The organism is Ewingella sp. C233, from assembly GCF_055407225.1.
On record NZ_JBUZRI010000001.1, the window covers coordinates 613277 to 624818 of the forward strand.

At 51.9% G+C, this 11542-nt stretch carries 14 protein-coding genes; 1 reads left to right on the forward strand and 13 read right to left on the reverse strand.

Annotation, left to right across the window (positions count from 1 at the left end; translation table 11 throughout):
- Window positions 1–17: 17 nt before the first annotated feature.
- From glnQ to rhtA, 10 genes are all read right to left on the reverse strand, one after another.
- Window positions 18–740: a glutamine ABC transporter ATP-binding protein GlnQ gene (gene glnQ / locus ACZRKO_RS02880; protein WP_463735755.1), complete on the reverse strand. Its 723-nt coding sequence runs from the start codon at window positions 738–740 to the stop codon at window positions 18–20.
- Window positions 737–1396: a glutamine ABC transporter permease GlnP gene (gene glnP, locus ACZRKO_RS02885; RefSeq protein WP_463735756.1), complete on the reverse strand. Its 660-nt coding sequence runs from the start codon at window positions 1394–1396 to the stop codon at window positions 737–739. Before glnP ends, glnQ begins: the two co-directional genes overlap by 4 nt.
- Before the next feature lie 78 nt (window positions 1397–1474).
- Complete coding sequence (glnH, locus tag ACZRKO_RS02890) at window positions 1475–2218, reverse strand: glutamine ABC transporter substrate-binding protein GlnH (RefSeq protein ID WP_463735757.1); 744 nt, start codon at window positions 2216–2218, stop codon at window positions 1475–1477.
- 411 nt (window positions 2219–2629) lie between these two features.
- Window positions 2630–2896: a DksA/TraR family C4-type zinc finger protein gene (locus tag ACZRKO_RS02895; protein WP_463735758.1), complete on the reverse strand. Its 267-nt coding sequence runs from the start codon at window positions 2894–2896 to the stop codon at window positions 2630–2632.
- 150 nt (window positions 2897–3046) lie between these two features.
- A complete protein-coding gene (gene dps / locus ACZRKO_RS02900; protein WP_463735759.1) occupies window positions 3047–3550 on the reverse strand; it encodes a DNA starvation/stationary phase protection protein Dps in 504 nt (167 codons plus the stop codon).
- Window positions 3551–4142: 592 nt separating this feature from the next.
- Window positions 4143–4925 (reverse strand): trans-aconitate 2-methyltransferase, encoded by a 783-nt coding sequence (gene tam / locus ACZRKO_RS02905; protein ID WP_463735760.1) that lies wholly within the window; start codon window positions 4923–4925, stop codon window positions 4143–4145.
- 135 nt (window positions 4926–5060) lie between these two features.
- Window positions 5061–5741, reverse strand: coding sequence for an anti-sigma factor (locus ACZRKO_RS02910; protein WP_463735761.1), 681 nt, complete (start codon window positions 5739–5741; stop codon window positions 5061–5063).
- Entirely contained in the window at window positions 5738–6319 is a 582-nt protein-coding gene (locus ACZRKO_RS02915; RefSeq protein ID WP_463735762.1) for a sigma-70 family RNA polymerase sigma factor, read from the reverse strand. Before ACZRKO_RS02915 ends, ACZRKO_RS02910 begins: the two co-directional genes overlap by 4 nt.
- A 67-nt stretch (window positions 6320–6386) precedes the next feature.
- Window positions 6387–6947 carry a fasciclin domain-containing protein gene (locus ACZRKO_RS02920; protein ID WP_463735763.1) on the reverse strand — a complete coding sequence of 187 codons (561 nt, stop codon included), beginning with the start codon at window positions 6945–6947 and terminating at the stop codon, window positions 6387–6389.
- Window positions 6948–7134: 187 nt separating this feature from the next.
- On the reverse strand, window positions 7135–8130 hold the full coding sequence (rhtA, locus tag ACZRKO_RS02925) for a threonine/homoserine exporter RhtA (protein WP_463735764.1): 996 nt from the start codon (window positions 8128–8130) through the stop codon (window positions 7135–7137).
- A 401-nt stretch (window positions 8131–8531) separates the two neighbouring features.
- On the opposite strand from rhtA, the gene ompX reads away from it, so the two are divergent.
- Window positions 8532–9062 (forward strand): outer membrane protein OmpX, encoded by a 531-nt coding sequence (ompX, locus tag ACZRKO_RS02930; RefSeq protein WP_463735765.1) that lies wholly within the window; start codon window positions 8532–8534, stop codon window positions 9060–9062.
- A gap of 115 nt (window positions 9063–9177) precedes the next feature.
- Here the strand turns inward: ompX and ACZRKO_RS02935 are convergent, their stop codons facing one another.
- From ACZRKO_RS02935 to ACZRKO_RS02945, 3 genes are all read right to left on the reverse strand, one after another.
- Window positions 9178–9942 carry a molybdopterin-dependent oxidoreductase gene (locus tag ACZRKO_RS02935; protein ID WP_463735766.1) on the reverse strand — a complete coding sequence of 255 codons (765 nt, stop codon included), beginning with the start codon at window positions 9940–9942 and terminating at the stop codon, window positions 9178–9180.
- Window positions 9935–10573 carry a cytochrome b/b6 domain-containing protein gene (locus tag ACZRKO_RS02940; protein ID WP_463737450.1) on the reverse strand — a complete coding sequence of 213 codons (639 nt, stop codon included), beginning with the start codon at window positions 10571–10573 and terminating at the stop codon, window positions 9935–9937. Before ACZRKO_RS02940 ends, ACZRKO_RS02935 begins: the two co-directional genes overlap by 8 nt.
- Window positions 10574–10762: 189 nt before the next feature.
- Window positions 10763–11377 (reverse strand): hypothetical protein, encoded by a 615-nt coding sequence (locus tag ACZRKO_RS02945; RefSeq protein WP_463735767.1) that lies wholly within the window; start codon window positions 11375–11377, stop codon window positions 10763–10765.
- Window positions 11378–11542 lie beyond the last annotated feature (165 nt).

The window sequence follows — 11542 nt, forward strand, 5'->3', positions numbered from 1 at the left end:
ACACCCGCTCTGGCGGCTCAGGAAACGTGTTGCAGGAACTCGCGCAGGCGTTCGCTTGGCGGGTTAGCAATCAGTTCTGCTGGCGGGCCATCTTCGGCGATACGGCCTTTATCGATGAAGATCAGGCGCGAGGCCACTTTCTCGGCAAAGCCCACTTCGTGGGTCACGATAACCATCGTCATGCCTTCGTCGGCCAGTTGCTTCATTACCGTCAGCACTTCGTGACGCAGCTCAGGATCCAGCGCAGAGGTAGGCTCATCAAACAACATCAGTTTCGGTTTAACCGCCAGCGCACGGGCAATCGCCACGCGCTGCTGCTGGCCACCAGAAAGCTCAGATGGATAATGATGCGCACGCTCAGACAGGCCCACTTTTGCCAGCAACTCTTTTGCCTGCTTATGGGCTTCTTCTTTCTTCGCTCCACGTACGCGGATCGGGCCAAAGGCCACGTTTTCGAGCGCGGTCATGTGCGGGAACAGATAGAACTGCTGGAATACCATGCCCGCTTCCTGGCGGATCAGGCGCTCGTCTACTTTCGGGTCATTCACTTTCAGACCATCAACAATCAATTCGCCGGAGGTGATCTCCTCCAGCTTATTGATGCAGCGCAGCAGCGTGGATTTGCCCGAGCCCGATGGCCCGATAATCACCACCACTTCACCCTGAGAAATATTCAGATCGATGTCGTGGAGCACCTGGGTTTTGCCAAAGTGTTTTGAGACGTTCTTGAATTCAATCATATAATTTTCAGTCTGCGTTCGAGGCGGCGCAGAACAAAGCTCAGTGCCAGCGTGATAATCAGGTAAATGACGGCGACCGCACTCCAGATTTCCATGGCGCGGAAGTTACCGGCGATGATCTCCTGGCCCTGACGGGTCAGCTCTGCCACACCAATAACGATAAACAGCGACGTGTCCTTAATGCTGACGATCCACTGGTTACCCAGCGGTGGCAGCATGCGGCGCAGCGCCAGCGGCGCGATGATGTAACGCAGCGTATCACGGCGCGAGAGACCGAGCGCCAGACCCGCTTCGCGGAAACCGCTGTGAATCGACAGGACGGCACCACGGGTAATTTCTGCGATGTACGCACCGGAGTTGATGATGATCGTCACAACGGCGGCGGTGAACGGGTCAATGCGCAGGCCGGGAACCATCATAGGCAGGGCGAAGTAGATAAACATCACCTGCACGACAATCGGGGTACCGCGAATAAGCTCAATAAATACCAGTGCAATATGGCTGCTTACCCAGCCGCCAAACGCGCGGGCAAAACCCGCAATCACACCAATAATCAGGCCACCGACCAGACCGAGGATCGAAATCCACAGGGTCAGCTTGGCGCCTTCGAGCAGGATAGGCAGAGCGGGCCAAATAACGCTCCAGTCAAACTGCATGCATTCTCTCCTGGTAAAACAAATTTCAAACGCCCATCCGCTGAATTAAAACGAATGGGCGTTCAGTACGAAGGGTGTTTACTTAGGTTCAGTATCAAACCATTTTTTGTAGATCTTCGCGTAAGTACCATTTTCTTTGATGGTTTTCAGCGCGGCGTTGGCTTTCTCACGCAGATCGCTACCCTGCGGGAAGGCGATACCGTATTGCTGGCCAGCCAGAGAGTCGCCAACCGCTTTGAACTGACCGTTACCGGCAGTTTTGATGAAGTACAGGATGTTTGGCGTATCGTGCATTACCGCGTCAGCGCGGCCCGTACCGAGTTCCATATAGGCGCTGTCGATGTTCGGGAACTGACGCAGGTCTTTGGTTTTCACGTTGGCTTTCATGTAATCCACGGAGCTGGTGCCGCTTTTCACTGCCACGGTTTTGCCTTGCAGATCGGCGACGCTTTTAATCGCATCGTTATCTTTCTTAACCATGATCATCAGGCCGCTGTTGTAGTAGCCGTCAGAGAAGTCGATCGCTTTTTTACGCTCAGGAGTAATGGTGATACCCGCCAGCGCCAGGTCGATGTTATGGGTTTGCAGGGCAGGGATGATGCCGCCGAAATCCATTGGTTTCAGTTCGTAAGAGACTTTCATCTCCTTCGCAATGGCGTCCCATAAGTCGATATCAAAACCGACGTAGTTATCACCTTGTTTAAACTCAAAAGGTACAAATGCAGTGTCGGTAGCTACAATTAATTTTTTTTCTGCGGCATGGGAGCTAACGGCAAAGGCCAGCGTCAGTGCGGCCAGGGAAACTTTCAACAGTGACTTCATCAGTTAATTTCCTTTGTACATAATAGAGGAGCTGCGTAGTATTACATTCGATTTTATGCAATAACTATGCCACGAATCAAGTCTCATGAAATTCAACAGGTTATATTTTGCTGAACCGATAAAGCAAGATAAGTCGCATAAATTGCACTGTAATGGTGCAATGTAACAAATTGACATGACTCGTGATGGTGCAACGCTTTATCATTAACCAAATGTCGCCTTTTAAACAATCGCTAATTAACAATCACGCTGCGTTATTGCAATCCCACTCTAACTTTTGCATGTAAGGCCTGAAACACGTGCTTAAAAATGAAGCAGGCCGGCAGGGTAAAGTCCTGCGCCAGGCTGGGGAATGAAGGTGGGTTGAACCATTTTGGTGCAGCAGGTTGCGCTTTACACTCTGGAAAGAGGTCAGCGCAGCTGACTGTCTTTACTGCCGCGTCGGTTATAACCGGCACTGTTTTGATGTTTCTTATCGAGTGCGGTTTGGCAACGAATACAATATTGCACCCCTGGCAGCGCTTCCCGTCTTGCTTCGGGAATGGGTTCGCCGCACTCGTGGCAAAATTCAGCACTCTCACCACGGCCTAATGCTTCTCTGGCGCGCTGAACGGCGTCTTCTATGGTCGAATCAATCTGATCCTGAACGGCGCCATCGTGCGCCCATCCGCTAGCCATAAATCCTCCCGTTCGTAGAAATGAGGAAATAAGATTTAATAAATATAAAAGCGGGTTAGCAACAGAAGTTGCCAACCCGCTTAACTGCCTTACGCCGGCAATTCTAATAAGAAGAATGCCGGGAATGATTTAAACCAGCGATCAACCTGATTACTCGATATTGGATTCAATAAACCACAGGAATTTATCCAGGTCGCGTGAAGCGGCGGTCAGGATATCTGCGGTGTCTTCATCTTCTACTGTGGTGATCGCCTTACGTGTTTCGTTAGCGGTCACGGCATAACGTTCAGCCAGTGCTTTCAAGTGTTCCTGCACGGTATGAATATTGGTCGGGTAGCTTTTCAGCGGGGTCTGGTCATTCACGACCTGTACGGTACCCAGCGCTACGCCGCCTAACTGCACCACGCGTTCTGCCATGGTGTCCTGATGATCGGTGATGGCGGTACGGAAGCCGTCCAGCATTTCATGGACACCGATGAAGTTTGCGCCGCGCATGTTCCAGTGGGCCTGTTTAGTGATCAGTGACAGATCAATAAATTGCGCCACCAGGCGGTTCAGCACTTTGATGGTGTCGAGCTTAACGCTTTCTTCCACGTCATTACGTGTATAGATAAGCTCAGAAGATTTCGTTTTTACCAGTTTAGCGGTGCTCATATTGATATCCTCTTCAGTGAGTAGTAGTGAGTGCACAACCCTGTGGCATTTTTAGCTGTCACTCTATTTCGATTAACTTCTAACTTCGATTAAAAATGTGTTCATCAACAAGACTGGAATAAGTATAGCAACATTTTTCCACTCTGCCGTAAATTCTCGGCTATCGATGAGATAGATAAAACCTAATAATCTGGAAATGCGTGCGAAAGTTTATTTTTTCTTCATTAAAGGTAAGGTTTTTATCTATTAATTGTTCCGTTTCACTCAATTAATCTGCGTTATAAATACAGTTGGGCTGGCGGCAGTTGATTTCAACCCTTGTGAATAAATTTTGATTTATCGTTATGATTTTTAAGTAAATTAAATTTGAATTGTTTTTCGGTTGTTAAATGTAAATATTTATCATTCACGTTTTAATGAAATATTTACGCAATAATAGAGATGTGGGAAATGACTCTTCTGAAAGATTTGTTAACACGGATTTTAAGACGATTCTGCTTCGTAGTAATAACGTCAGGTAACAAAGAAGCATCATGGCGAGAATAATTCACGATGTTTCTATGCGTGTCCTGACGTTTATATATCATTCATCTTAATGGCGGGCACTTTTACGGGCGATCATAAACAGACGAGGAAAGGCCAGCAATACGCTGCGGTCAGCGCGTGGCTGATAAACCTGTTCAAGTTCATGCTGGTATTGAATGAGGAAAGCCTCCTGCTGTGGGTCATCCAGCGGTGCGAGGAACGGACGTAAGCCAGTGGCACTCAGCCAGTCGACAATCGCTTTAGCCGACGGCATGACGTGGTAATAGGTGGTGCGCCAGATATCCACCAGTGCACCCTGACCAGCCAGCAGATCGTAATACTGTTCTGTGGTCAGCAGCTGTTTACGTGAATTATCGATGCTGCTAATCAGCGTTTTCCATGGCCCACTGTCTGCGACTTTCTGCATTAACTGGTGTGAAGGCTGGTCGAGATTGTCCGGCATCTGGACAGCCAGAATGCCCTCGGGGGCCAGTTGTTGCATCAAGTGGGGGAGAAGTTGTTCATGACCGGTCACCCATTGCAGCGAGGCGTTACCGTAAATGATGTCCTGCTGTTGTTGCGGCTGCCACTCGCGGATATCTGCCAGCTCAAAGCGGCATGACGGAAGACGGTCGCGGGCCTGTTCAAGCATGGCCTGCGAAGTGTCGAGGCCGGTAAGCAGGGCGTCCGGGTAGGCGTGGTGCAGCAACTCGGTGCTGTTGCCGGGGCCACAACCCAGATCACTGATAAATTTGGCATTCGGGTGGGTCACGCGGGCCAGCAATTCTGCCGCAGGGCGGGTACGTTCTGCTTCGAACTGACGATAAAGATCCGGATTCCAGTCTTTCATGACATGTCCTTACAACGGTGCCTGAGACAAATCACTGCACATGGTGTGCAGTGATCAATGCCCATAATCCTAGACCGACTTGCGCCGGCTGGCGAATATCATCTTCACGAAAGAATGTCAGAAAGTGTTTGGCTTCTATAACGCAACCGTGCCGCTGTAAAGAACCGCGCCGGTTGGCTGTCCGGTCGGTGAGCCGCCGTGCGGTTCAAGGCTGATTGCCAGCGTTGAACCGGGATCAGGCATTCTGGCCGCCAGCGACAACTGCGTCGGAGAGGCATCGCTTAACAATCCCAACGAACGCGGCTTGCCGCCTGCCGGAATCGTCCACAGCTCAAGACTGCGGTCTTTTGCGATCTCACGCGTATGCAGCGGCGTCAGCATCAGACTGTTAGCGCTTTTATCCACGCTGACCACCCACTGCCCGGCGTCGGCACTGTTATTGGCTAAAATCGCCACCGGTGTGATGGCCGAAGGCTGCACCAGCAGACGCGGTACCAGCAGAAGTGCCGCAAGTCCTGCCGCCAGCGCCCAACCGAGATAACCGCGCCACGGCGTTTTCGCCGCAGGCATGGCAGGTTGGCGCTCAGACACCGGGCCGAGCTGCAACTGAATTCGTTTCCACACAGAAGCGGGGGGCGTTACTGGGGTGAGCTGGTTATCGAGCTGAGTAAATGCTTCCTGCCAGCGCGCCACTTCAGCCTGTAAGGCTGGGTCACTCAGCATTTGCTGTTCAAACTGTCGTTTGGCTGCGCCGCGTAAGGTTCCCAGCGCATATTCTGCCGACAGAGCGGCATGATATTCCCGTCTGTTTTTCATAGGCCCACGCAGCTCTTCAAGTGCTCCAGGGCGCGACGGATCCAACTTTTGATCGTGCCAAGAGGTTGTTGTAAATGGTCTGAGACTTCGCCGTGCGAAAGTCCCTGATAGTACGCCAGCACCAGACTTTGCCGCTGTTCCGCCGGTAAATGCGCCAGACAGTCGGCCAGCACTTTGGCGTCGCCGTCCTGTTGCAGTTGTCGCAGGGGCTCGTCGTTATCGGCACACAGGTTCTCCTGCATACTGTCGTCGAGTTCGGTCAGTTGGTTGTCACTGCCACGCATCCAGTCAATCGAACGGTTGCGTACAATGTGCGTCAGCCAGGTCATCGGCGAACTGAGCGACGGGTCATAGGAGGTGGCCCGGTTCCAGGCGGTGATAAAGCTGTCGTGCAGCACTTCTTCTGCCCAGGCGTGACGTCGCAACATGCGCAGCGCAACAGCAAAAAGGCGCGGTGACGTCAGGCGGTACAGTTTTTCGAATGCCTGACGATCACCGCCAGCCATGGCGTGCATCAGGTCACGCAAGGGATCCGTGGCCGGATCCGACACTGTTTTTGTTATTGAATTGTCTAGCATTCGCCAACCCCAAAACCTCAAGTGTGCAGTGCCAACATCGGCAGCACTGCACCCAGTATAGACGGTTTTATTTAGGCATCAGCACGGTGTCGATGACGTCGATCACACCGTTTTTCTGTTGCACATCATAGGTGCTGATGTTGGCCACATCGCCTTTGGCATCTTTAAGCTGGATATTGTGCGGGCCATTGCCAATCAGCCACAGCGCCTGACCGTTAACGGTTTTCAGTTCGGCTTTACCGCCACCCTGTTTGATCAGTTTTTCCAGATCTTTCATCTCATATTTCCCGGCTACCACGTGGTAGGTCAGGATGCTGGTGAGCGTGGCTTTATTTTCTGGTTTCACCAGATTAGCCACAGTACCTGCTGGCAACTTACCGAAAGCGGCATCAGTGGGGGCGAAGACGGTAAAGGGACCTTTGCTTTGCAGGGTATCGACCAGACCGGCCGCTTTTACTGCGGCAACCAGCGTAGTGTGATCTTTTGAGTTCACGGCGTTTTCAACAATATTCTTGGACGGATACATTGCAGCCCCCCCCACCATGGTGGTGTCGGACATCATTGCAGCCATTGACGCGGTGCTGAACAGAATCGAAGCACAGATTGCGGTACGAATAAGCGTTTTCATGATGTGATCCTTTTGGGTTATATGGGTAAGGTCTTGCCTCACATCAATACATACGAATCAGGGTGCGGTTTTGGATGCAGGAAAATGCAGTTATTTTTGAATTACTATCAAAATGCTTTTAAATTGCTGATTTTATTCCAATAAAAAACCACGCGTATCGGCGTGGTTTTTTGAAGAAATGCAGGAATTACTTCCCGGAAGGACTATTTCCTGCCACGTCTACCGTCTCGAGTTTGGTTTTACGTTGAATCGTCAGGGTGGAACCTGCCGATGCCGCGATGATCGCCGCCAGCGCCAGCCACTGCATCCCGTTGAGGTATTCGCCAAGGAAGATAATGCCGGACATTGCCGCCATCGCCGGTTCCATGCTCATCAGCGTGCCGAAGGTTTTCGCCGGGAGTCGCGTCATGGCGACCATCTCAAGAGAGTAGGGCACAGCCGACGTCAGCAGAGCAATCAGTAAACCCAGCGGCAGGATCGACAGGGTGAAAATCGAACTATGTGCCTGAAAGGCACCAATCGGGAAAAACACCAGTGCGCCAATCAGCGAGCCTATCGCCGCCGTGCCGGGCCCGTAGCTGCTACCCGCACGTTGACCTGCCAGAATATAGATAGCCCAGCAGGCGCCGGCAAACAGCGCCAGACAGGCACCTTTCGGATCAATGCTGTCCGTCTCATGGCCGAGAGGCAGCAGGAACCAGAGCCCGACCACCGCCAGAATCACCCACAGAAAATCCACCGGGCGGCGTGAGGAGAACATGGCCACTGCCAGCGGGCCGGTAAACTCCAGCGCCACACCCACGCCGAGCGGTATGGTCTGGATTGCCAGATAGAAGCTGTAGTTCATGCTGCCGAGCGCCAGGCCGTAGATCAGCAGTGCGCGCAGGTTGCCGCCGCGCACTTTCATCCGCCACGGTCTGAACCATGCCAGCAGCAGCAGGGAGCCAATTCCCAGACGCAGCGCCGTGACGCCCTGCGGGCCGACCACCGGAAACAGGGTTTTAGCCAGCGACGCACCACCCTGCAAAGAAAGCATGGCGATCAGCAGCAGCAGCACAGCGATAAGCGGTGATGCTGTTTTCGGTAACACGGGCAGCGCGGGGGCTTGGGGGTACTGGGTATCAGCCGGGCTGTTGTCTATAGACGAATCGCCTGTTGCTGAATTTTTGTCTGACTTGGTCATCCTTTGCGCCTTAAATGTGATCCCGGTCCGGGTAATTCTTGTTTTGCAGGTGAAATGTAAAAATGATGTTTACGCGATGACCCAGTGTAGAGTGAAAAGCAGGGCGGAAAAATCCATAAAAAAGTTTTTTTTAGAAAATGAATTCGCAAAAAAGAGCGGTTTTGAGGTCAAAAAGCGCTCAAAACTTTAGGAATTATCTGCTAAACGAAAAAAGTTCAATAAGTTTCGCTTATACTTTTAAAGCTAAAAAACCATTTAAAATTAATGGCATATATCCATCTGGAAACTTCCTGTTACACCATATAACGCTTTGGACACTCGATATCAGGCAGAGTTTCACACTGCTTTTTGTTATATTTTCGTGGTGAAGGTTACTTTGTTTCCCATTTGAGGTGGATGTTATGAAAAAAATTGCATGTCTTTCCGCATTAGCTTGCGTAGTAGCTCTGGGCGCTTCTAGCGCATTCGCTGACACCAGCACCGTAACTGCAGGTTACGCGCAAGGTGATATGCAAGGCGTTGTTAACAAAGCAAACGGCTTCAACCTGAAATATCGTTTCGAGCAAGACAGCAACCCACTGGGTGTGATTGGCTCTTTCACTTACATCGAGAAAAGTGATTCTGCAGCTGACAACGGCTACGACAAATCACAATACTACGGCATCACTGCAGGTCCTGCATACCGTCTGAATGACTGGGCTTCCATCTACGGCGTAGTGGGTGTGGGTTACGGTAAATTCCAGAACAGCAGTGACACCAGCTCTACCGTTCTGCGTGACAAGTCTGACACCAGCGATTACGGCTTCTCTTACGGTGCTGGTCTGCAGTTCAACCCAATCGAAAACGTTGCTCTGGACTTCTCTTACGAGCAGTCTCGCATCCGTAGCGTTGACGTTGGTACTTGGATCGCTGGCGTGGGTTACCGCTTCTAATTATTCGGAAACTGTAGCGCTTCGCCGCTGCCTTTCTTTAGAAAAGAGAGTTCCGAAAATAAAAACCGCCTCAAGAGGCGGTTTTTTTATGGGATTTTTTCAGTGGGCTTTGATATCAGATCCCGCTATACCAGTTATAACCCTGATCTTCCCAGTAGCCGCCGGGATACTCATTGGTGACAAATATGGCGCCGATGTGCTTGGCGTTTTTGAAGCCGAGCTTGGTTGGCATTCGTAAACGCAGCGGATAGCCGAAGTCAGGTGGCAGCGGTTTTCCAGCGAAATCTAGCGCCAGAATGGTTTGCGGATGCAGCGCGGTCGCCATATCAATGCTTGAGTAATAGCGGTCATCGCATTTGAAACCGACATACTTGGCATTCAGGTCAGCGCCGATATGCTGAAGGAACGTCTTCAGCGGTACGCCGCTCCACTGACCGATAGCGCTCCAGCCTTCGATGCAAATCAGCCGGGTGATCTGGCTCTCCTGCGGCAGGCGCTGTAACTGCTCAAGTGTCCAGGAGGCTTTTTTCTGCACCAGCCCGGAGACTTCCAGCCGGTAATTGGGAATGTCGATCTCCGGCACGTTGTATTCCGGATAATACGCATTAAAGCGAAACGGCGTGGTGATTTGATCCGCGCGGTAGGTCTGCGCCAGCTTCTGCCCGCCAAACAGCCAGCCCTGAACCCGGTCGTTCCAGCGGGACATGGCCCACAGCACTTTGTCGACCTCGTCACCGTCTTGTAAATTACAGCCCGTCAGCATAGAAACCGCCCCCAACGTCAGCCCCGATCGCAGCAGCAGTCGCCGCTGAATATTCACCAGCTGTTTACGCTGATCCGGCTCAACGATAATCTTTGGCCGGTTGGCTTTGTCACTCATCAGCATTCTCCTTAACGGGCTGCTTTTTGCCGCCGGTGATCATGGCGACCAAGGTTTTCGGTACCAGCAACACCATCAGGACGTGGACAACCACGAACAGCATGACGCCGCTCATGGCAAAAAAATGAACGTAACGGGCGAGGTCGAAACCACCGAACAGACATACCAGCCCGCTGAATTGCACCGGTTTCCAGATGGAAAGCCCGGATAGCACCAGCAGTGCGCCGAGCAGCAGCACACCGACATACATCACTTTTTGCACGGCGTTATATTCACCGAGTTTATGCGGCAGCGTAAAAGTCAGCGCCTGAACAACGTCGCGCCAGATGGATTTCGGCGTAAACGGGAAAAAATTACGTTTGAAATGGCCGCTGAACAGGCCCCATGTCAGATAGATCAGCGCATTGGCCGCCAGCAGCCACATCACCGCCAGATGCCAGGCAATATTGCCGCCGAGCCAGCCGCCGACCGTGCTGGCCTGAGGGAACGTCAGAAAACTGAACAGCGGATCGGCGTTATAAATTCCCCAGCCGCTCATCACCATGCCAATCATGGCGAGCAGGTTTATCCAATGGCAAAGACGAACCGGCCACGGGTGAATTTTTCTTTTGCGCGGCGGCTTGCGGGGCATGACGTTCACAGAGGGTTGATGGCTCACGAGGTCTCTCCTGCGTGGTCAGACAGAGGCAAATCAGAAAGCACCACGGCGCGAAAGAGGGAGGTCCGCGCCGTGGTGCTGACTTCTTTCTAAAATAGCGGCTTCTTAAAACGACCGCTTTCACCGGCATATTGTCAGACACAGGACACCGGCGAAAAGGGGTTACATCGGTGGCGCGATGCCGTCTTTACCGGCGGCGATACCACGAGCGGACAGCTGACCTTTGTCATCTTTAGTCGCGAACAGCACGATTTTTACGCCAGGTTTAAGCAGGCTGCGATCACCCGGTGCCAGCAGAACGACGGGGACATCGTCAGGCACAACCACGGTTTTCTCGGCGTCATGGTATTTCACGGTCAGGGTGCGGCCATTGCTGTTGACCAGCTTGCCGACGGTGCCGTTGGTCATGGTATTGATTTTTCCATCAGCGGATTCAAACGGGTTAAAGCCCTCGCCGCTGCCGCGCAGACTTGGCGCGAACACGTGGACTTCCAGCGCTTTCAGCGTGCCGTCAGCTTGCGGAACGGCGGCGGTGCCAATGAAGCTGTCGGCTTTGATGTCGGAAATCTGACCTTTGCTTACGCTGTTGATTTTGGTCTGGTCGGTCAGTTTGACGTCCAGCTTTTCGCCCTGACGGGTGGTCACCTGAAGGGATGAATCATTAACTGAATCAATGGTTCCGCGGGTAGGTTTGATCACGTTGTCGGCGGCGAATGCACCGCTGCACATCAGCAGGGAACTCAACAATAAGCCAGCAAGGCGCGTTGATTTCATCATTTTAACTCTCCATATTTTGCATGTTGATCAAGGCCGTGGCGTTGCCACCCGGCGGTTTGTGTAGATCAAGAATGGACGATAAACCGGAACCCTGAGATGACAACTTGATGACAAAATTGTCATCAAACATGATCGACGAAACTGATAAGCTTCCTGTATTGAATG